The organism is Nitrospirillum goiasense, from assembly GCF_034427435.1.
Taxonomy (GTDB): Bacteria; Pseudomonadota; Alphaproteobacteria; order Azospirillales; family Azospirillaceae; genus Nitrospirillum.
Genome location: NZ_JAXQNP010000002.1, coordinates 584,689 through 603,311 on the forward strand (window position 1 = coordinate 584,689; position 18,623 = coordinate 603,311).

General features: G+C 69.4%; 20 protein-coding genes and 2 pseudogenes. 8 read left to right on the plus strand and 14 right to left on the minus strand.

Translation table 11 applies throughout. The annotated features are described in order from the left end of the window. Nucleotides 1–83: 83 nt before the first annotated feature. Nucleotides 84–353: an AbrB/MazE/SpoVT family DNA-binding domain-containing protein gene (locus tag ULB03_RS05030; RefSeq protein ID WP_416211032.1), complete on the plus strand. Its 270-nt coding sequence runs from the start codon at nt 84–86 to the stop codon at nt 351–353. Continuing rightward, entirely contained in the window at nt 350–748 is a 399-nt protein-coding gene (locus ULB03_RS05035) for a type II toxin-antitoxin system VapC family toxin (protein WP_322482170.1), read from the plus strand. Before ULB03_RS05030 ends, ULB03_RS05035 begins: the two co-directional genes overlap by 4 nt. A gap of 70 nt (nt 749–818) precedes the next feature. On the opposite strand, the gene ULB03_RS05040 is transcribed toward ULB03_RS05035, so the two are convergent. After that, nucleotides 819–1,361, minus strand: a complete 543-nt coding sequence (locus ULB03_RS05040; protein WP_322482171.1) for a c-type cytochrome — start codon at nt 1,359–1,361, stop codon at nt 819–821. A gap of 272 nt (nt 1,362–1,633) precedes the next feature. Between ULB03_RS05040 and ULB03_RS05045 the strand changes: the two genes are divergently transcribed. From ULB03_RS05045 to ULB03_RS05055, 3 genes are all read left to right on the plus strand, one after another. Beyond that, nucleotides 1,634–2,434 (plus strand): 3-deoxy-manno-octulosonate cytidylyltransferase, encoded by an 801-nt coding sequence (locus ULB03_RS05045; protein ID WP_322482172.1) that lies wholly within the window; start codon nt 1,634–1,636, stop codon nt 2,432–2,434. 106 nt (nt 2,435–2,540) lie between these two features. After that, the gene (locus tag ULB03_RS05050; protein ID WP_322482173.1) at nt 2,541–3,425 is read left to right on the plus strand and encodes a prephenate dehydratase; all 885 of its coding nucleotides are present in this window, start codon (nt 2,541–2,543) and stop codon (nt 3,423–3,425) included. Between the two features lie 37 nt (nt 3,426–3,462). Then, on the plus strand, nt 3,463–4,395 hold the full coding sequence (locus tag ULB03_RS05055) for a 2-hydroxyacid dehydrogenase (RefSeq protein WP_322482174.1): 933 nt from the start codon (nt 3,463–3,465) through the stop codon (nt 4,393–4,395). Between the two features lie 142 nt (nt 4,396–4,537). Here the strand turns inward: ULB03_RS05055 and ULB03_RS05060 are convergent, their stop codons facing one another. The 7 genes and pseudogenes from ULB03_RS05060 to ULB03_RS05090 all read right to left on the minus strand — a co-directional run bounded on the left by ULB03_RS05060 (nt 4,538) and on the right by ULB03_RS05090 (nt 11,193). Then, nucleotides 4,538–5,128: a helix-turn-helix domain-containing protein gene (locus tag ULB03_RS05060; RefSeq protein WP_416211033.1), complete on the minus strand. Its 591-nt coding sequence runs from the start codon at nt 5,126–5,128 to the stop codon at nt 4,538–4,540. A 319-nt stretch (nt 5,129–5,447) separates the two neighbouring features. Beyond that, a complete protein-coding gene (locus ULB03_RS05065; RefSeq protein ID WP_322482176.1) occupies nt 5,448–5,822 on the minus strand; it encodes a response regulator transcription factor in 375 nt (124 codons plus the stop codon). 128 nt (nt 5,823–5,950) lie between these two features. Further along, on the minus strand, nt 5,951–6,598 hold the full coding sequence (locus ULB03_RS05070; protein ID WP_322482177.1) for a response regulator transcription factor: 648 nt from the start codon (nt 6,596–6,598) through the stop codon (nt 5,951–5,953). Beyond that, entirely contained in the window at nt 6,591–8,093 is a 1,503-nt protein-coding gene (locus ULB03_RS05075) for a PAS domain-containing sensor histidine kinase (RefSeq protein ID WP_322482178.1), read from the minus strand. The genes ULB03_RS05070 and ULB03_RS05075 overlap by 8 nt, the downstream gene beginning before the upstream one ends. A 135-nt stretch (nt 8,094–8,228) precedes the next feature. Next, nucleotides 8,229–9,110, minus strand: a complete 882-nt coding sequence (locus ULB03_RS05080) for a C40 family peptidase (RefSeq protein WP_322482179.1) — start codon at nt 9,108–9,110, stop codon at nt 8,229–8,231. Continuing rightward, nucleotides 9,065–9,532, minus strand: a complete 468-nt coding sequence (locus ULB03_RS05085; protein WP_322482180.1) for a MarR family transcriptional regulator — start codon at nt 9,530–9,532, stop codon at nt 9,065–9,067. The genes ULB03_RS05080 and ULB03_RS05085 overlap by 46 nt, the downstream gene beginning before the upstream one ends. A 261-nt stretch (nt 9,533–9,793) precedes the next feature. Continuing rightward, nucleotides 9,794–11,193: pseudogene (locus ULB03_RS05090) on the minus strand (leucyl aminopeptidase family protein). A gap of 153 nt (nt 11,194–11,346) precedes the next feature. Between ULB03_RS05090 and ULB03_RS05095 the strand changes: the two are divergent. Both ULB03_RS05095 and ULB03_RS05100 read left to right on the plus strand, forming a co-directional pair. Continuing rightward, a complete protein-coding gene (locus tag ULB03_RS05095; protein WP_322482181.1) occupies nt 11,347–12,021 on the plus strand; it encodes a glutathione S-transferase family protein in 675 nt (224 codons plus the stop codon). Nucleotides 12,022–12,085: 64 nt separating this feature from the next. Beyond that, nucleotides 12,086–12,439 carry a VOC family protein gene (locus tag ULB03_RS05100; protein WP_322482182.1) on the plus strand — a complete coding sequence of 118 codons (354 nt, stop codon included), beginning with the start codon at nt 12,086–12,088 and terminating at the stop codon, nt 12,437–12,439. Between the two features lie 38 nt (nt 12,440–12,477). On the opposite strand, the gene ULB03_RS27375 is transcribed toward ULB03_RS05100, so the two are convergent. From ULB03_RS27375 to ULB03_RS05110, 3 genes and pseudogenes are all read right to left on the minus strand, one after another. Further along, nucleotides 12,478–12,696, minus strand: coding sequence for a TAXI family TRAP transporter solute-binding subunit (locus tag ULB03_RS27375; protein ID WP_416211138.1), 219 nt, complete (start codon nt 12,694–12,696; stop codon nt 12,478–12,480). Next, nucleotides 12,678–13,523, minus strand: a pseudogene (locus ULB03_RS05105) (TAXI family TRAP transporter solute-binding subunit); the annotation flags it as partial. The gene ULB03_RS27375 and the pseudogene ULB03_RS05105, both read right to left, overlap by 19 nt. Before the next feature lie 251 nt (nt 13,524–13,774). Beyond that, entirely contained in the window at nt 13,775–14,347 is a 573-nt protein-coding gene (locus ULB03_RS05110; protein ID WP_322482184.1) for a PAS domain-containing protein, read from the minus strand. Nucleotides 14,348–14,436: 89 nt separating this feature from the next. Here ULB03_RS05110 and ULB03_RS05115 point away from each other — a divergent pair, with 89 nt between their 5' ends. Then, complete coding sequence (locus tag ULB03_RS05115) at nt 14,437–15,078, plus strand: glutathione S-transferase family protein (protein ID WP_322482185.1); 642 nt, start codon at nt 14,437–14,439, stop codon at nt 15,076–15,078. 39 nt (nt 15,079–15,117) lie between these two features. On the opposite strand, the gene ULB03_RS05120 is transcribed toward ULB03_RS05115, so the two are convergent. The 3 genes from ULB03_RS05120 to ULB03_RS05130 form a co-directional block, all read right to left on the minus strand. Next, on the minus strand, nt 15,118–15,879 hold the full coding sequence (locus ULB03_RS05120) for an SDR family NAD(P)-dependent oxidoreductase (protein WP_145732830.1): 762 nt from the start codon (nt 15,877–15,879) through the stop codon (nt 15,118–15,120). Between the two features lie 288 nt (nt 15,880–16,167). Beyond that, the gene (locus tag ULB03_RS05125) at nt 16,168–16,797 is read right to left on the minus strand and encodes a ParA family protein (RefSeq protein WP_145732831.1); all 630 of its coding nucleotides are present in this window, start codon (nt 16,795–16,797) and stop codon (nt 16,168–16,170) included. A gap of 46 nt (nt 16,798–16,843) precedes the next feature. Beyond that, nucleotides 16,844–18,517, minus strand: coding sequence for a CYTH and CHAD domain-containing protein (locus ULB03_RS05130; protein WP_322482186.1), 1,674 nt, complete (start codon nt 18,515–18,517; stop codon nt 16,844–16,846). Nucleotides 18,518–18,623 lie beyond the last annotated feature (106 nt).

Genomic DNA, 18,623 nt, shown 5'->3' on the forward strand with positions numbered 1-18,623 from the left:
GCCAAAGGGGCATTGGCGATGCCACCGCCGTTGGCCTTGAAGTAATGCCTTTTTGCATTACATTGACACCATCGGAGGGCGGCATGATGACGACACTCACTGTGACAACCCGCGGTCAGGTCACGTTCAGGAGGGAAATCCTGAAGCACCTCGGTATCAAGCCAGGGGACAAAATCACGCTGGAACTCCTGCCGGACGGCCGGGCGGAACTCAGGGCCGAACAGCCGAAAGGCACATGGGGGGCGCTGCGGGGCATGCTGAAAGACAAAGGCAACGGAGCCCGGCTTTCCATCGATGCGCTAAACGACGCCATCGCCGAGGCCGGTGCCGCTGCTGGGCTGGGCCAGGAATGAGGATCACCGCCGACACGAACGTGCTGGTGCGGCTGATCATGGCTGATGACGAGACACAGAACGCCCTGGCCACCGCGGCCGTGGAAAACGCCAGCCTTGTGGCCGTCAGCATCCACGCGCTGTGTGAACTGGTATGGGTGCTGGACCGCCATTACGGTGTGGCGCGCACCGACATCGCGACAGCGATCCGTGCGCTCATCGACACCAGCAATGTCGTGGTCAATCGTCCCGGCGCCGAGGCCGGGCTGGCCATGCTGGACGCGGGCGGTGATTTCGCCGATGGCGTCGTCGCCTATGAAGGACAGTGGTTGGGCGGCGAGCGCTTCGTCTCGTTCGACAGAAAGGCGGTGAACCGCCTTTTGGCCCGAGGGCAATCGGCCCAGCTATTACAGTAAGCCGGGCCGTTCCCAATCTCTTTTTATGATGATTCGCCGCCCAGAAGAGCCTGGACGGCGAACCCGGACATCACGGCAGCGGCGCCGGGCTGTCGGCCTGGCTGCGCAGATAGGCGATCACGTCGGCGCGGTCCTTAACGGACTTGAAGCCGGCGAAGGTCATCTTGGTGCCGGGGGCATAGGTCTTGGGGCTGGCGAGGAACTCGTTCAGCTTTTCGTAATCCCAGGTGCCGCCCAGCTTCTTGATGGCGTCGGAGTAGGCGAAGCCCTCCATATGCCCCTGCTTGTTGCCGATGATGCCCCACAGGTTGGGGCCCACCTTGGCCGGACCGCCCTTGTCGAAGGTGTGGCAGGCCTGGCAGACCTTGGTCAGCTTGGCGCCGTTCTCGGCGCTGGCGCTGGCCAGCAGCGGGCTGACCGGGTCCGGCTTGGCCGGTGCCGCGGGCTCGCCACCGCCGGCGGCCGGCGCCGCCTCCGCCCCTTCGATCTTGTAGACGTTCTCGGTCAACATCGTCGGGTGCACGGCCTTCTTGGCGATGAACCCCGCCAGCAGGGCGATCAGCGCGCCCAGCAGAATGGCCATGGAAATCTTGTTGAAGAAGCTACCCGCCATCAGATCAAGCCCTCATGTACCACGCTGCATGCGGTTCGCGTGCTGGTTATGATTCCTGCGCGTTCAAATTAACGCCAGGTGGTGACGCTTGTCGATGCCCGGGGCCGTTATGGTCCGGCCATCGTTCTCCCAATTCCGGGCGACGATAAGCGGCCTGTTCAACCAGGGCAAGATAGTTCGGCGCCCCGCTTGTAAACCGGCTTGACCGAGGGTGGTAAATGTCGCACGCCTGCCCCGGCCATGAGGCAAATCAATTCGTAGGCGACACCCCCATGTCTTCCCGCCCCGCCAGCACCCCGTCCACTGGCAGCCCGCCCCCTGGCGCCCCGACCGCCCCCATCGTCATCATCCCGGCGCGCCTGGCCTCCACCCGCCTGCCCAACAAGCCGCTGGCCGATATCGGTGGGGCGCCCATGATCGTGCAGGTGTGGCGCCGCGCGGCGGAGGCCGACATCGGCCCCGTCCTGGTGGCCGCGGCGGAAAAGGAAATCGTGGAAGCGGTGCGCGACGCCGGGGGCCAGGCGGTGCTGACCGATCCCAACCACCCCTCGGGCTCCGACCGTATCTATGAGGCGCTGCGCCAGGTGGACCCGGACGGGCGCCACGACGCCGTGGTCAATGTCCAGGGCGACCTGCCGACGGTGGAGCCCGCGACGGTGCGCGCCGCCTTCGGCCCGCTGGCCAACCCGGCCGTGGACATCGCCACGCTGGCCGTGGAGATCACGGTGGAGGAGGAACGGCACAATCCCAACGTGGTCAAGGCGGTGATCGAGCTGGCGCCGGGCGCCCGGGTGGGCCGGGCCCTGTACTTCACCCGCACCACGACGCCCTGGGGCGCCGGCCCGCACCATCACCACATCGGGCTTTACGCCTATCGCCGCGAGGCCCTGGCCCGCTTCGTCGCCCTGCCGCCCGCCGCGCTGGAGCAGCGCGAGAAGCTGGAGCAGCTCCGCGCGCTGGCCAACGGCATGCGCATCGACGTGGCGGTGGTGGACGCCGTCCCCCTGGGCGTGGACACGCCGGAGGACCTGGAGCGCGCCCGCGCCCTCATCGGCCGCATAGGCGCCCCCTAAAACCAACGGCATGAGATTCCGCCCCCTGCCGTTGTAGGCTGCATCCCTGGTTACAAAGCCGGGGATCGCCGGCGCCCGAGGGTGCCGGGACAGGAAAGGGAAAGTGATGCCGAACAGTGTGCAGGGCCCTGAGAACACCATCGCCTACCAGGGGGCGCCGGGCGCCAATTCCGACATGGCGTGCCGCCAGGTGTTCCCCGACATGGTCCCCCTGCCCTGCCATTCCTTCGAGGACGCCTTCGCCGCCGTGACGGAGGGCCGCGCCCGCCTGGCCATGATCCCCATCGAGAACTCGGTGGCGGGCCGCGTCGCCGACATGCACCACCTGTTGCCCCAGGGCGGCCTGCACATCATCGGGGAGCATTTCCAGCGCGTGGTCCATTGCCTGGTGGCGCCCAAGGGGGCGACCCTCGCCGGCCTGAAACAGGTGCACTCCCATATCCAGGCGCTGTCGCAGTGCCGGGGTTATCTGCGCGGCCACGGCCTGGCGCCCATCACCCACGCCGACACGGCGGGCGCCGCCGCCGACGTGGCCAAGTGGGGCGACCTGACCCAGGGCGCCATCGCCTCGGAACTGGCGGCCCAGATTTACGGGCTGGAGGTGCTGGCGCGCGGCATCGAGGATGCGGAGCACAACACCACCCGCTTCCTGATCCTGTCGCGGGAGCCCAAGCCGGCGCCGCGCGGCCAAGGCCCCGTCATCACCAGCTTCGTCTTCCGCGTGCGCAGCGTGCCGGCCGCCCTGTACAAGGCCATGGGCGGCTTCGCCACCAACGGCATCAATATGACCAAGCTGGAAAGCTACATGGTGGGCGGCCGCTTCACCTCCACCCAGTTCTACGCCGACGTGGAGGGCCATCCCGAGGACCGGCCCCTGCGCCTGGCGCTGGAGGAGTTGGACTTCTTCGCCCGCGAACTGAAGATCCTGGGCGTCTACCCCGCCCACCCCTTCCGGTCGGAAAGCAGCCAGCGCGACGACGGGCAGGATTGATCGTCGCGACCGCGGCCCCCAAACCAGGATAGATGCCATGGCCTTGCTGTTCGTCTCCGCCCATGATCACGCCGGCGATTGGGTGACGGAACTCAAAGCCCAGTTACCGGATATCGAGGTGCGCGTGTGGCCGGAGGGCATGGGCGATCCGGCGGAGATCGACACCGCCCTGGTGTGGAAACCGCCGGCGGGCCTGCTGGCCACCCTGCCCAACCTGAAGGTCATCTTCTCGCTGGGCGCCGGGGTCGACGCCCTGCTGGCCGACCCCACCCTGCCCGACCTGCCGCTGGTGCGCATGGTCGAGCCTGGCCTGACCGAGGGCATGACGGAATATGTCTGCCTGCACGTCCTGCGCTGGCACCGCGACGCCCCCCTGTTCGAGGCGCAGCAGCGGGCGGTGGAGTGGAAGCAGCTGACCCACCAGCATCTGGCGCGGGAACGGCGGGTGGGCATCCTGGGGCTGGGCGCCCTGGGCAGCGACGCGGCGCAGGCCCTGAAGGCCCTGCGCTTCGACGTGGCGGGGTGGAGCCGGTCCCCCAAGAGCCTGGACGGCATCGCCACGTATCATGGGGCGGAGGGGCTGGCGCCCTTCCTGGCGCGCACCGACATCCTGGTCTGCCTGCTGCCCCTGACGCCGGACACCGAGAACATCCTGGACGCGGGCCTGTTCGCCCAGCTGCCCCGGGGGGCCGTGGTCATCAATGCGGCCCGGGGGCGCCATCTGGTGGAGGAGGATCTGCTGGCGGCGCTGGACAGCGGCCATCTGGCCGGCGCCACCCTGGACGTGTTCCGCACCGAGCCGCTGCCGACCGACCATCCCTTCTGGACCCACCCCAAGGTGACCGTCACCCCCCATGTCGCCGCCATCACCCAGGCGCGCACGGCGGTGGAACAGGTGGTGGGCGGCCTGAAGCGACTGGCCGCCGGGCAACCGCTGACCAACCTGGTGGATCGCCAGCGGGAATACTGAGGCGCGGTAGGCCGCAACTGCGGCCGCCGGACCTTTGCGGGGAACGTCAGTGAACTGCAAAGGGAGGAAGCCCAGCCAGCGGATGCGGGCGCCCGGCGATTGAGGGCGGCATTTGAACGGTCACGATCAAATGCCCTTGATATTACTGAACCAGGCCCGACCGGCCGCAGCCCTCCGACAGGTCGATCAGCGCCTCGACATCCACCAGTTCCACCATCTGGTCGGGCAACAGCCGGATGAGACGGGTGGTCTTCAGCTTGGTGAAGGCGCGCGACACGGTTTCCATGGTCAGGCCCAGGAAATCCGCGATGTCGGTGCGGGTCATGGGCAGGGGGATGCGGCAGTGGTCCTGAGGCTCGGGCGTCACGCGGCGGGCCTGGCGCAACAGGAAGCTGGCCAGCCGCTCTGGCGCGGTCTTGCGGCCCAGCAGCAGCATCTGTTCCTGCGCCACCTGCAATTCGGTGGCGGTGGCCGCCAGCAGGCGCAGGCGCAATTCGGGATCCCGTTCCAGCAGCGTATCGAACTGCGTGCGGGACAGGCGGCGCAGGGTCACGGGGGTCACGGCTTCGGCGGAATAGAGGTAGGTGCCCCCCAAGGCCAGCCCCAGCATGTCGCCGGGCTGGAGGAAGCCGACGATCTGCCGCCGGCCATCGGCCATCATGCGCAGGATACGGACCATGCCCGAGGTGACGATGCGCACGCTGCTGGCCGGATCGCCCTCCGAGAAGATCACCTGGTCCCGGCTGTAGGCGGAGGCCTCATCCCCCAGGGGGCGAAGGGGCTGGCCGTCGCGGCGCGGCCGGCGGAAGGGGCGGGGATGGCACCGAAGACGGCGGGGCTGGGGTGACGGGCGGTGGTCGGGGCGGTGGCGAGCGATGGCGTCATCTGGGGGGCTCCCGTTGTGTCGGGCCCGAAAGCCCGTCGTCATTCCGTTGAGAGGACGTTAGCGCCCGCGGGCCCGCCTGATGAGTTCGGTCTTCTACCTACGTAAAACCCCTTATGCCCTTGAAACCCCTTACGCCAAATCCCTTACGGCCGCTGACGGGACGCCGTCAGGCGGCGGCCAGCAGCCGCCGCAACTCGTCCACCAGCCGGCCGGTATCGACGGGCTTGTCCAGGAAACCGACCACCCCGGCCCGGGTCGCCCGCTCCCGCGCCTCCGGTTCCATGTTCGCGGACATCATCAGGACGGGCAGGTCGCGCAGCAGGGCGCGGTGACCCTCCACGAATTCGACGCCCGTCATGCCCGGCATCTGCTGGTCGAGCAGCAGGCATCCCCGCCCACCATCGAAATCGGTGGCGAAGTCCTGGCAGGAGGCGTGGAGGTCGACCTCGAAGCCATACAGCCGGAGCAAGAACTTAAGGGAATCGCGGACGGACTCGTCGTCATCGACGACATGGATCCGTCCCGCCGCGATCTCGGCCACATCAAATCTCCTCGGGGGCGTTACACCGGCGTCGGTGGTGCCGGCCCCGTCGACCCTGGTGAATTTAAGGCCTGGCGCGTACAGGAGTAATAAGGGTTTCCCCGTATTCCGGCCGTGTTTGACGCGGATCAACCCGCGTTCGGGCGAATACCTGCCGTCAGCGCCAGGCGCACCAGATGGGACAGGCTGGTGGCGCGCATCTTCTCCATCACCCGGGCGCGGTGGATTTCCACGGTGCGCGGGCTGATGGACAGGTCGAAGGCGATGATCTTGTTGGGCTTGCCGTCAACCAGGCCCTGCAGCACGTCCAGTTCCCGGGGCGTCAGCGCGCCGAGACAGGCCAGCACCTCCGGCGAGGGCGCCTCCGCCGGCGCCGTGGCTGAGGACGGCGGAGCGTCAACCGCGGCCCGGGGCCGCGACAGCGCCGACTGGATGGACGCCAGCAGCGTCTCCTCCTCGAACGGCTTCTCGATGAAGTCCACCGCCCCAGCCTTCATCGCGGCCACCGCCAGGGGCACGTCGCCATGGCCGGTCATGATGATGACCGGAAGGGTGGACCCGGCGGCGACCAGCCGTTCCTGGACCTCCAGGCCGGTCAGCCCGGGCATGCGCACGTCCACCACCAGGCAGTCGCAGCGCGCCGGGGCGTCGGAGTCGAGGAAGTCCAGGGGGGAGGGGAAGGCCGCGACCTGGTAGCCCGACGCCATCAGCAACAGCCGCAGCGAATCCCGCACGGCGGCATCGTCATCCAGCACGGCGATGACAGGGTCAGGCATCCTGGTTTTCCTCGGACTCGGACAGCAGGGGCAGCGTGAAGCGGAAGGTCGCGCCGCCGTGTTCGTTACGTTCCGGCCACAGCCGGCCGCCATGGGCCTCGACGATGGACCGGCTGATCGACAGCCCCACACCCATGCCGCGCTCCTTGCCGGAAACGAAGGGCTGGAACAGGCGGGCCATGGCGGCGTCATCCAGGCCATGGCCGGTATCGGCCACCGCGATCTCCATGAAACCCACGGCATCGGGGGCCGCCGTGATGGACAGGATGCGCTCCGGCTGGCCGCTCATCGCCTCGACCGCGTTGCGGATGAGGTTGAGCAACACCTGCTGGATCTGGATTTTGTCGATGACGGCGCGCAGATCCTGCCGCTGCAGGCGCAATTCCATGCGCACGCCGCTTTCCCGCGCCCCGACCAGGGCCAGGGCGGCCGCCTCCTCGATCAGCCCGTCCAGGCTTTCGGCGCGGCGGTCGGTGCCGCCCTTGGCGATGAAGTCGCGCAGCCGGCGGATGATCTGCCCGGCCCGCAGCGCCTGCGCCGACGCCTTGTCCATGGCTTCCCGCGCCAGGGGCATGTCGGCGCTTTCCGCCCGCTCCAGCAGCCGCAGGGACGCCTTGATGTAATTGACCACCGCCGTCAGCGGCTGGTTCAGCTCATGCGCCAGGGCCGACGCCAACTGCCCCATGACGCTGACCCGGCTGACATGCAGCAGTTCGGCCTGAAGCTGCTGCAGCCGCCGCTCCACCGCCTGGTGTTCCGTCAGGTCATGGATGAAGCCGGTGAACAGGCGCTCCCCCTCCAGATCCACAGCACCGACCGCCAGTTCCATGGGGAAGACGGTTCCGTCCCGGCGCTGGCCGGAAACGATGCGACCGACGCCGATGATCCGCTTCTCCCCCGTGGCGAGATAGCGGCCGATATACTGGTCGTGCTGTTCCCGGTAGGGCGAGGGCATCAGCATGCTGACGTTCAGCCCCAGCACCTCGCCCTCGGTATAGCCGAACATCCGCTGGGCCGCCGGGCTGAAGGAGCGGATCAGCCCCTGGCCGTCGATGACGATCAGGGCGTCCGGAATGGTCTCGATGATGGAGGCCAGGCGCGCCTCGCGGTTGCGCAGGGCCTGTTCCGCCGCCCGCCGGTCGCTGATGTCGCGGATGATGCCGATATAGGCGGGCGGGCCGTCCTGCTGCGCCTCGCCCACCGACAGTTCCATGGGGAAGGTGGTGCCGTCGCGGCGCAGGCCCGTCACCTCGCGGCCGATGCCGATGATCCGCTTCTCCCCCGTCGCGTGGTAGCGGGCCAGGTACTGGTCATGCTCCTCCTGGTAGGGGGAGGGCATGAGCACCTTGACGTTACGGCCAATCACCTCCGCCGCGGTCCAGCCGAACAGGCGTTCGCAGGCGGGGTTGAAGGATTGGATGGTGCCCTGGCCATCGATGACGATCACGCCATCGGGCACGGTATCCATCAAGGCGCGGAAGTGGGGTGAGAGCATGGGGTCCTCCGTCCGCCACACCATATGTCGCGGGCCGAACGTTTCCCATACCTAACAATCGTTCCCACCCCGCGTAAGGTTGAAATGTCGCGCGGTGTTCGCCTGATGCGCGGGGTGTTCCCCCCGGAGCCCCCTTCACCCCAGCCGCTTGACCGCCGCGACGCCCTTGCCGGCCGCCGCCCGCGCCAGGACATCGGCCAGGGGTTCGCGCACCGTGGCCATGTGATGGGCGTTGGCGTGCACCAGGTGGGTTTCGTCCGCCATGATGCCGACATGGCCGGGGAAGAACACCAGGTCGCCGCGCTGGTAGGCGTGGCCAACGCCATCGGGTGAAACCAGCGTGCCCAGGGCCGCCTGCTGCTGGTCGCTGTCGCGCGGGCACGCCAGGCCGGCGGCGTCCAGCGCCAACTGGATCAGGCCGGAACAGTCGATGCCCACGCTGGTGCGCCCGCCCCACAGATAGGGCGTGCCCAGCAGGCGCAGCGCGGTTTCCACCGGGTCGGCCTTCACGGCCCCGATCTCCGCCACATGGACCAGCGGGACCCAGCCGCCGCCGGCCACGCCGGCGAAGCCGTCGGCCTCTTCCACCACGCACAGCGGCGCGCCCAGGCTGATCATGTCCAGCGGCGGCGTCTTCAGGTCCGGCTCGGGATGGAAGAAGCTGCGCAGCGCCGTCAGCTTGTGCGTCGGTTCCGCCAGCTCGTCATCCAGCGCTTCCAGCTGCAGGTAGCCGACATAGCCGTCGGTGGCGTTCTGGCCCCAAACCCAGCCGTCCGTCTCCTCGAACACCGTGAACACCTCGCCGAACAGCAGCTGGCTGGACTGGCGGGCGGTGAAGCTCGGCTCTTCCTTCAGGCTGACATAGCCCGCGCGAACCTGGCAGGGCACGCCATCGACGTAGCGGTCGGCCGTGACCTTGCCATAGAGGTGGGCGGAGGCGAGGTCGGGACGATAGGGGTTCACGCGCGGGTCTAAGGCCGCCTTGGCGGCTGGCGTGGACTTGGACTTGCTGGACATCTCACATCATACCGGTGCGGAAACCGGCTCCGAAGCAGGGGGGCTGACGGCGGGCGCGGCGGCATGGCACGCGCCCCGTCCAATGCGCCCTGCACGGCGCCGGCGTCAATCACCATCTGCCCGAACTCATGCAGGAACACGGAGCCCTTGACCGTGCGCTGGACCAGGACGTTGCGCCGGTCCTCCGCATCGCGCTTGCGCTTGGTGAAGCCCAGGCGGCCCAGCCGGTCCAGGGCGCGCGTGATCGCGGGCTTGGACACGTTCAGCGTCGCCGCCAGGCCCCGCACGGTATGGGGCGGCGGGGTCATGTAGACCGTCAGCAGCAACGCCAGCTGGCGGGCGGAGAGATCCGGGCCGGCGGCCCGCACACTGGCCACCAGCGCGCCGCGCCAGAGTTCCAGGGCTTCGAGATTACGCGACATGCTGCCCCCCGCATCCGGAAACGGTCGTCCGGCCACCCCCGCCGCGTCGCCCCCACCGTCATTCCGGCAGCGTATCGGGCCAGACGCAACTTTTCCGGAGTGTGCCGAAAGTCCCGCGCAGCGGCAAGGGCCTGCCACCCCCTTCGGGGTAGTCGTTGGATAAAGTATCTATGATTTCATCCCCGGGGGCCCCTCTCGGGATTCCCCCGGGTGCCGCCCGCCCTTCCCCAGTGTCAGCCCCTGGGGATCAGCCCTTGGGGGTCAGCCCTTGGGGAAGCGGCGGCTCAGCATGGCGAAGGCGGCCCGCAGGCCCATGGCCTCGCCGCCCTCGGGGCGGCCGGGCCTTGCGCTGGCGTTCCAGGCCATCAGGTCGATGTGGGCCCAGGGGGTGCCCTTGGTGATGAAGCGCTCCAGGTACAGGGCGGCGGTGATGGCGCCGCCATAGCCGCCACCGGGCGCGTTGTTCAGGTCGGCGATCTTGCTGTCCAGCTGCTTGGCATAGCCCTGCCACAGCGGCAGGCGCCACAGCGGGTCGCCCGTCTCCTTGGCGGCGGCCAGGATGTCGTCCGCCAACGGGTCGTCGTTGGCGAACAGGGCCGGAAGCTCGGTGCCCAGCGCGATGCGCGCCGCTCCCGTCAGGGTGGCGAAATCCAGGATCAGGGCGGGCTTGGCGCTGTCGGCCTCCGCCAGGGCGTCGCACAGGATCAGGCGGCCCTCGGCGTCGGTGTTGCCGATCTCCACCGTCAGGCCCTTGCGCGTGGTGATGATGTCCATGGGGCGGAAGGCGTTGCCGGAAATGGCGTTCTCCACCGCCGGCACCAGCACGCGCAGCCGCACCGGCAGCTGGGCCGCCATGACCAGGCGCGCCAGGCCCAGCACATGGGCGGCACCGCCCATGTCCTTCTTCATCAGCAGCATGCCGCCCGCCGCCTTGATGTCCAGGCCGCCGCTGTCGAAGCACACGCCCTTGCCCACCAGGCAGACCAACGGATGACCGGCATCGCCCCAGGTGAGGTCGATCAGGCAGGGCGCCTTGGCCGCGGCCCGGCCCACGGCATGGACGGTGGGATAGTTGGCGGCCAGCAGATCGTCACCGGCGATGACCGAAACGGCGGCCCCGAATTCGGCCCCCAGGTCCTGGGCGGCGGCGGCCAGGTCGGATGGGCCCATGTCCTCCGCCGGGGTGTTGATCAGGTCCCGCACCAGGGTGACGGCGCGGGCCATGCTGTCCACCGCCTGGGCGTCGGCGCCGGCCGGCAGCACCAGGCGCGGCAGGTCCTTCTTCGGCTTGCGGTAACGGGTGAAGCGATAGCTGCCCAGGGCCCAGCCGGTGGCGAGGGCGGTCGCCTGGTCCGGCGTCAGGCCGTCCTCCAGGGCGTAGCTGGCCTCCCCCCCTTGGGACCGGCCGGCAGCGTCGCAGGCAGGCCGGCGATGCTCCACAGGTCCAGCGTCTCCCCCACCCCCACCAGCACCCGGTCCAAGCGGCCATCGGCGGCGGGCAGCAGGGCCGTGGCCCCGGGTTCGGCGGTGAAGCCGACGCCGCGCACCCAGGCCGCCGTGGTGGCGGGCGCCGCCGCCAGCCAGGCGTCCAGCCCATCCTTGCGCACGGGAATCAGAGTGACGGTGTCGGCGGCCTTTTCGGCCAGGAAACAGGACAGCACGGAGGAAACCCTTTCGGCTTCGGAAAGTCAGGCCCGCAGGGTTCCACATCCGGGCGCCGGTTTCAAACGCGGCGGCGTCACACCGCTGGCGCGCAAAGGCAAGCCCCGCTACCCTCACCCGCCCATCCTCACCAATCCCGAGGGGCCATTCCCATGGGCCAACCCACATCCGCCGACCTGACCCTGATCCTGGGCAGCAAGACCTATTCCTCCTGGTCGCTGCGTCCCTATCTGGCGCTGCGCCATGCCGGCCTGGCGTTCGAGGAGGTGGTGATCCCCCTGCGGCAGCCGGACAGCAAGGCCCGCATGCTGGCCCACAACCCGGCGGGCAAGGTGCCGGCGCTGATCCACCGCACCGCCGACGGCCCGGTGACGGTGTGGGACAGCCTGGCCATCTGCGAATACGCGGCCGAGCTGGCGCCGGGCGCCGCCTTGTGGCCCGAGGATCGCGCGGCGCGGGCGCACGCCCGATCCGTCAGCGCGGAGATGCACGCCGGATTCATGGACCTGCGCCGCAACCTGTTCATGGACCTGGCCCGCACCATCGACCGACCGGAACGGGTGGCCAGGGCCGCTGGCGACATCGCCCGTGTCCAGGCCCTGTGGGCCGATTGCCTGGACCGGTATGGCGGCCCCTTCCTGTTCGGCGCCTTCACCATCGCGGACGCGATGTACGCGCCTGTCGTCACCCGGTTCCAGACTTGGCGCGTGCCGCTGACCGAAAAGTCTCAGGCCTATGCCGCCGCCATCGAGGCCTTGCCCGCCATGAAGGACTGGCGCGCGGCCGCCGCCACCGAAACCCTGGTCCTGGACATGCTGCTGGATTGAGGTCAGCATCGGCCGGCAACCACCGACCGTCGCCGCGACGGTCGGGGACCAGGGAGGGGACGGCATGGCGATCACCGGCATAGGCGGACTGTTCTTCCGGGCGCGCGACCCGGCGGCCTTGCGCGCCTGGTACAAGACCCATCTGGGCATCAATGTGGGGGGCGTCTGGAACCAGGCGGCCGGCCCCACCGTGCTGGCCCCCTTCGCCCAGGACACCAGCTATTTCCCGGCGGATCACGCCTGGATGCTGAACCTGCGCGTCGATCAACTGGACCCGCTGCTGGAGACGTTGCGCGCGGCCGGCATCGCGATCACGACCGACCCCACTTGGGACACCCCGGAAACCGGCCGCTTCGCCCGCATCCATGACCCCGAGGGCAATCCCATCGAGCTGTGGGAACCGCCCGCCGACGATTGAGCTGGATGACCTGGCCGCCAGGGATCAACCCAAGGCCGTCAGCCCGACGTGGCCAGCGACACGTCGAACCCCTGCTCACGGTAATAGCGCGCCGCCCCCGGGTGCAGCGGCACCGCCAGGCCGGTGAGCGCCGCCTCTTTCCGGATGCTTTCCCCCGGGGATGGCCGGCGACCAGCAGGCGGTGGGTGTTGGGGTGCCACAGCGCCTTGACGATGCCATAGGCCAGTTCGTCCGGCAGCGCGGTGGTGGCCAGCCATTGGGCGCCCACCCCCAGGGTCTTGGTCTCCGGCACGCCGACATAGGCGCCGTCGCCGCCGATCATGGTTTCGGTGAACAGGGGCAGGCCGGGGCTGAGGCGCGGCAGGCGGGCGTCGATGATGGAGATAAGGCGCACCGGCAGGCGGGCGGCCACATCGGCCACCGCCGGCAGGGGGTAGCCGCCGATGATGAAAAAGGCGTCCAGCTGGCCGGAGGCCAGGCGGTCCCCGGCGGTGCCGGGGTTGAGGTAGAAGGGCTGCACCGTTTTTTCCGACAGGTCGTGCGCCTGCAGGATCAACAGGGCCGTGGGCAAGGTGCCGGAGCCCTTCTCGCCCAGGGCCACGCGCCGGCCCTTCAGGTCGTTGACCGTCTTGATGGGGCTGTCGCCCCGAACCACCAGGTGCACCGTCTCGCTGTACAGGTTGGCCAGGGCCCGCAGGTCGGTGAAGGGCGGCTTGCCGGCGTAGGGGCCCTTGCCCTTGTACGCCAGGAAACCGATGTCGGCCTGAACCAGCCCGGTCTCATACCGGCCGGTGCGCAGGGCCTCGACATTCTCCACGGCGCCGGAGGTGGTCTGCGCCACGGCGATCATGCCCGGCACGCCGCAACTGCCGCCCCGGTCGCAACCGGGACTGCCGGGCGGGTTGCTGATGGCGTTGGCCAGGATTCCGCCGATGGGGAAGTAGGTGCCGCCGGCCGTGCCGGTGCCGATGGTTAGGAAGCGGATGGACTCCGCGCGGGGGGCACGGCCGCCACCGCCCCATCCCAGGCCGACCGCGGCCAGCGCACCCACTCCGCCCACCAACACATGGCGGCGCGAGGTCATGCCGGAAGGTGTGACTGGGGATGCCTCAGAACCCGCACGCCCTTTCCCTGGTGACGGGACGGAGGGCCGGGGGGAGGAACCTCAGACACGGCGAAAACATCCTTGGCGGCGGTGCGGCGGAACGCAGTGCGACGGACGGCGGGGCGGCCCCGCGCGTCGAGGGCGGCTCGGGTAATTATTATGGCGCCGAGGGGTCATTTCACGCAACGTTCCAATGCCGCATCCGCACACTTCCTTCGACCAGTGTGGCCTTAAAGCGCCACCAGCCTCAACTCGCGGCGCAGCAGCCGGGCACGGTCCTGAAGCACGCGCAGCCGAACCCGGAAGTTTTCCGGCGTCGGCTGGTAATGCATGACGACGGCCAAGCGATCCAGGCTGCCATCCGTTCCCCGGAACGGCAGGCCCAGGCGGGGAACGTTGTACATCACGCCCTCATCCGTGCCGATCTGGTCCAGGCCGAAGACCGGCTGGGCGTCGCGCACGATAGCCGCCTGGAAACCCAGCGCCGCCTCCAGCATCTCGGGCGGATAGAACTCATCGAAATACTGGCCGGTGGGATCGCCCCCGGCGGCCAGGGCGGAGAGGGAGCCACAGAACACCACACGCACCCGGCCATCGGCGCGATAGGCGGTGGTCACCGCCAGATGGGGCAGGAAGCTGTCAGGGACCGCAGCCGGATCCAAAGCGGCGGACGGCGGCGGAACGACGCCCCCGCCCAGGCCCCGCCACCACGCGTAGGCATGGGCGATGGGGCCGTCGGGCAATTCATCCGCGTGAATGAAACCCGCGATATCCGGCAGGGGTTCGCATGCGTTCAATGGCATAATGATATGACCATACCGTCGCGCTCGGCCGACCGCCAGATGCAAGACCGCCGTCGGCGATCCACCTTTACGGTTAAAGGAGAACGCCCGTGAAACTTTATGGCGCCGCCCTGTCCCCCTACTCCGCCCGCGTGATGCTGGCCATCCGCGCCAAGGGCCTGGATATTCCCCTGGCGGACCCGCCAGGCGGGCAGAAATCCGCCGCTTTCCTGGCCATCAACCCCATGGGCAAGACCCCGGTGCTGGAGGTCGACGGGGCGTATATCATCGAGTCCGCCGTCATTTGTGAATTTTTGGAGGATGCCTTCCCCACGCCGCCCCTGTTGCCGGGGGAGCCGCTGGCGCGGGCGGCCCAGCGCACGGTGTCGCGGCTTCTGGACCTTTATGTCCTGCCGCCGCTGTTGTCACTGATGGCCCAGACGGGCGACGCGGCGGCCGGGGCGGCGCGCCTATCGGATCTGACCCGGGGCCTGGACGCGCTGGAAACGGTGGTGGGGCGCGGCCCCGCGCCCCCAGCGGCGGACGGTGTTCTGACCCTGGCCGACTGCGCCCTGGCACCCACCCTGATTTTCCTGGAGCGCTTCCTGCCCCGCTACACGCCGCAGGATATGCTGGAGGGGCGGCCGGCGCTGGCCGCCCGCTGGACCGCCTACGCCGACCATCCCCTGGTCACCCCAATCGCAGAGGCGATGGAAACGGCCCTGGAGGCGTTCCGCCAGCGGCGCGGCTGACCCTCAAAGACACGTCCGCGGTCGCCGCTTGGGCGACACTCACTTGGCGTTCATGCGCACCGCGCCGTCGAGGCGGATGGTCTCGGCGTTCAGCATGACGTTGCGGACGATGGTCAGGGCCAGGTCCGCGTATTCCTCCGGCTTCCCCAAGCGCTTGGGGAAGGGGATGGAGGCCGCCAGGCTGTCCTGCACCTCTTGCGTGAAGCCGGCGACCATGGGGGTCCAGAAGATGCCGGGGGCGATGGTCATGACGCGCACGCCCACACGGGCCAGTTCGCGGGCGATGGGCAGGGCCATGGCATGGACGCCGCCCTTGGACGCGCTGTAGGCGGCCTGGCCCACCTGGCCGTCGAAGGCCGCGACGGAGGCGGTGTTGATGATCACGCCGCGCTCATTGTCCTCCAGCGGGTCCAGGGCGCTCATGTCCGCCGCCGCCAGGCGCAGGATGTTGAAGGTGCCGATCAGGTTGATCTCGATGACCTTGCGGAAGGCGTTCAGGTCCAGCGGACCTTCGCGACCCAGCACGCGGCCGGCGGTGGCCACGCCGGCGCAGTTCACGGCGATGCGGGCGGCGCCATGGGCCTCACGCGCGGCGGCGATGGCGGCGGCGGCGCTGTCGGCGCTGGTGACATCGCAGCTGAGCGCCAGGCCGCCGATCTCGGCGGCGACCGCCTCGGCCGCGGCCAGGTTCACGTCCAGCAGGGCCACCTTGGCGCCCTCGGCCGCCAGGCGGCGCGCGGTCGCGGCGCCCAGACCCGACCCGCCGCCGGTGATGATGGCGGCAACACCCTGAACCTGCATGCTTCTCTCCCGAAAGTTCTGGCCCGAAAATATCGGCCCGAAAGTTTTGACGTCTGGCCTGGCTTGGCCGCGTTTAGGCGTCTTTCTGGCAAGGAAGGGGGCTCAAGTCCAGGCCCCGATGTCCCGAGTCCAGATCCCAAGTCCAGGCTGACCGGGAGGCAGGTGCGGTCCGCTTAGAGCGAGATGCGATCATGTCTGATCGCATCTCGCTCTTAACCTGTTCATGATAGAGCGGATTTACACGATCAGGTGACTACACCTGATCGCGTTCCGCTCTAAGGCCGCGCCTCAGCCGTTCGGGTCCACGATGAACGTCATCAGCGGCGCCCAGTCCTGGCGCAGGTCGGCCAGACGCTTGGCCTTCTGGTCGAACAGGGTGAGGCCGGCGGCGGCGGCATCGGGGTAGGCCTGGCTGTCGCGCAGGCGGGTCACCACCCGATGGCCCACGGTGCCCAGGAAGGTGTCCAGCCGGTCGGCGGCGCGGGTGCGGGCGCGCACGCGGTTGCCCACCACCGCCACGGCCTTGCGGCTTTTGCGGATGGGCTTCAACTCATCCAGCTTTTTCAGGAAGCGCTCGGTCGCCTGCTCATCAAAGGCGCCGGGCAGCAGGGGCAGCACCACCACGTCGGCCTCGGCCACCAGTTGCTCCACCTCTTTGGCCTTGAGGGCCGCCGGCGCGTCGATGACCAGCACGTCGGCGCCCTTGGGCACGCTGCCGATTTCCTTCGTCCAGTCCAAGGCGGCGATGACCGGGGCCGTCACCGGGCGCCGGGCCAGCCAGCCCAGGGACGATTTCTGCCGGTCGACATCGGCCAGCACCGTCTGCCGGCCCTCGCCGGCGAAGGCGGCGGCCAGGTGGGTGGCGACCGTGGTCTTGCCGACGCCGCCCTTGATGTTGGCCACGAGGATGGAAAGCATGAGGCGCCAATTCCCTTGAATATGCTGCGATTGAAAGACGGAGGGGTCAGGAGGGCGGGTGCGGCCAGTGGTCCGCCGGCGTCCAGAAGGGGTCGGCGTCCATGAAATCCTCCACCGCGCGGCAGAGCGCCTCCTCCCCCACGGCCATGTGGGCGGCATGCCACCCCAGCACCAGGCCGGCGCCCATTTCCCAGCCGGCCCAGGCGACGCCGGCACGCTCCGCCGCGCGGGCGGCGGCCAAGTCGGCCCGAAGGTCGCGGATCAGCCCATCCATGGTGGCGACGTCGTTCAGGTGGCCCAGCCCATCCTGCAAGGCGGACAGCCGTTCCAGATAACGGCGCACGCCCTTCTGCGGGTAAATCTCGCGGAAGAAGTCCACGGCGTAGCGCAGCTTCTTCAAAGCGATGCGCAGGCCATGGCGGGCCGGGGCGTCCAGCCGGGCGAAGTGGCGGCCCCGCTTGGCGGCGCGATGGCGCTGACGGGTCAGCACGGCGTCGGCGAAAGGCAGCAGGGGCTGGCCCAGCCAGGCCAGGCGCTCGGCCGGCGCGTCGTCGCGCCAGCAGCGTCCATCCACCCACCGCCCCAGGGTCAGCAGCAATTCGGTGTAGCCGGGGCCGGACACGGCGGCCCGCGCGGCGGCATGGCCACGGCCCCGGGCGCCCTGCGCCGCCACGGTCAGCGCGTGCAGGCTTTCCTGCTCCGGCATCGCCGCCGACACCGGCGCCAGCAGCTCCTCCAGGAACACGTCCCAGGAGCGGGCGGGGCCGACGGCATCGGCCAGGCCCTTCAGGGCGGCCTTCAGGGTGGCGCCCTGGGCGTCGGGCAGGATGGCCTTGAACAGCGTCAGGGCGGAGCGCAGGCGGCGGACCGCCACGCGCAGCTGATGCACGCCCGAGGGATCGCCGGCCAGCACCGCCGCCTCGTTGGCCGCCATGTGGTGCAGGCAGGCGCGGGCAACGCCGGCCAGGGCCGCTTCCACCGTCTCGTCGGGCTTGAAGTTCAGGGGGCCGGCCTTCACGGCCTTGGCGGGCGCCACCTCCCCCCGCGCCAGGGCATAGCCCCGGTCAGCCTTGCTGCGCGGTTCCAGACGCAGCGGCACGGTGCGGTGCAGGGCCAGCGCCAGGTCATAGAGCACGCGGCGGTCCTGGCCGGCGGCCAGTTCCAGTTCAACCTCCGCGATGGCCTCTTCCCGGCCGTCGGCGGCACGGGTGACGCCCTGGTCCACAGCCACCTCCACCGCCAGGCCGGCGGCCAGCGGCAGGGTGCGGGTCCAGCGCTTGACCTCGTTGCTGAACACCGGCGCCAGGCAGCGCAAGTCCACGCCCTCCAGCAGGGCCTGAGCGGCGGGGTCGGTGAAGGCCTGGGGCACCAGGTGGCCGTCCGGCGCCGGGATTTCCCATTCCGACCGGGACATGGCCATGCCGGCCCCGGCCGAGGGCCCCTTCAGCGTCTGCAGAACCTTGGCGCCTGATTGGCGCAGGCGCAGGCTGACGCCCCGGGCGGCCAGTTCCCCCTCCGGCGTGTCGAAGTAGGTGTTGCGCAGGGTCTTGGTGACGGCGCGGGCGCCGGCCAGGACGGGCGCGGACTTCAGCCGGGACAGGTGCTCCGGCGCCACCGCCAGCTTCAGCTCGATCTCCTGCGGGGCATCCGCCTCCACAGGAATGGCCACACCCTCCGTCAAGGCGGAAGGGGCGGGGGACGGCGACGGGTTTTCAGGCATCGAGGCGGGAATCCGGCATTGACAGGGGCGGCGGCCACGGGGGCGCCCCCTTGTCCCTCAACGCTATAGGACGCGAGGGTCCGCGACAATATGGGTAAAGGTGAAA

What these genes read in the sequence shown, in the direction of transcription:
- ULB03_RS05030 (WP_416211032.1), top strand. Translation starts at nt 84, where the DNA reads ATGATGACGACACTCACTGTGACAACCCGCGGTCAGGTCACGTTCAGG.
- ULB03_RS05035 (WP_322482170.1), top strand. Translation starts at nt 350, where the DNA reads ATGAGGATCACCGCCGACACGAACGTGCTGGTGCGGCTGATCATGGCT.
- ULB03_RS05040 (WP_322482171.1), bottom strand. Translation starts at nt 1,361, where the DNA reads ATGGCGGGTAGCTTCTTCAACAAGATTTCCATGGCCATTCTGCTGGGC.
- ULB03_RS05045 (WP_322482172.1), top strand. Translation starts at nt 1,634, where the DNA reads ATGTCTTCCCGCCCCGCCAGCACCCCGTCCACTGGCAGCCCGCCCCCT.
- ULB03_RS05050 (WP_322482173.1), top strand. Translation starts at nt 2,541, where the DNA reads ATGCCGAACAGTGTGCAGGGCCCTGAGAACACCATCGCCTACCAGGGG.
- ULB03_RS05055 (WP_322482174.1), top strand. Translation starts at nt 3,463, where the DNA reads ATGGCCTTGCTGTTCGTCTCCGCCCATGATCACGCCGGCGATTGGGTG.
- ULB03_RS05070 (WP_322482177.1), bottom strand. Translation starts at nt 6,598, where the DNA reads ATGCCTGACCCTGTCATCGCCGTGCTGGATGACGATGCCGCCGTGCGG.
- ULB03_RS05075 (WP_322482178.1), bottom strand. Translation starts at nt 8,093, where the DNA reads ATGCTCTCACCCCACTTCCGCGCCTTGATGGATACCGTGCCCGATGGC.
- ULB03_RS05080 (WP_322482179.1), bottom strand. Translation starts at nt 9,110, where the DNA reads ATGTCCAGCAAGTCCAAGTCCACGCCAGCCGCCAAGGCGGCCTTAGAC.
- ULB03_RS05085 (WP_322482180.1), bottom strand. Translation starts at nt 9,532, where the DNA reads ATGTCGCGTAATCTCGAAGCCCTGGAACTCTGGCGCGGCGCGCTGGTG.
- ULB03_RS05095 (WP_322482181.1), top strand. Translation starts at nt 11,347, where the DNA reads ATGGGCCAACCCACATCCGCCGACCTGACCCTGATCCTGGGCAGCAAG.
- ULB03_RS05100 (WP_322482182.1), top strand. Translation starts at nt 12,086, where the DNA reads ATGGCGATCACCGGCATAGGCGGACTGTTCTTCCGGGCGCGCGACCCG.
- ULB03_RS27375 (WP_416211138.1), bottom strand. Translation starts at nt 12,696, where the DNA reads ATGGCTGGCCACCACCGCGCTGCCGGACGAACTGGCCTATGGCATCGT.
- ULB03_RS05110 (WP_322482184.1), bottom strand. Translation starts at nt 14,347, where the DNA reads ATGCCATTGAACGCATGCGAACCCCTGCCGGATATCGCGGGTTTCATT.
- ULB03_RS05120 (WP_145732830.1), bottom strand. Translation starts at nt 15,879, where the DNA reads ATGCAGGTTCAGGGTGTTGCCGCCATCATCACCGGCGGCGGGTCGGGT.
- ULB03_RS05125 (WP_145732831.1), bottom strand. Translation starts at nt 16,797, where the DNA reads ATGCTTTCCATCCTCGTGGCCAACATCAAGGGCGGCGTCGGCAAGACC.
- ULB03_RS05130 (WP_322482186.1), bottom strand. Translation starts at nt 18,517, where the DNA reads ATGCCTGAAAACCCGTCGCCGTCCCCCGCCCCTTCCGCCTTGACGGAG.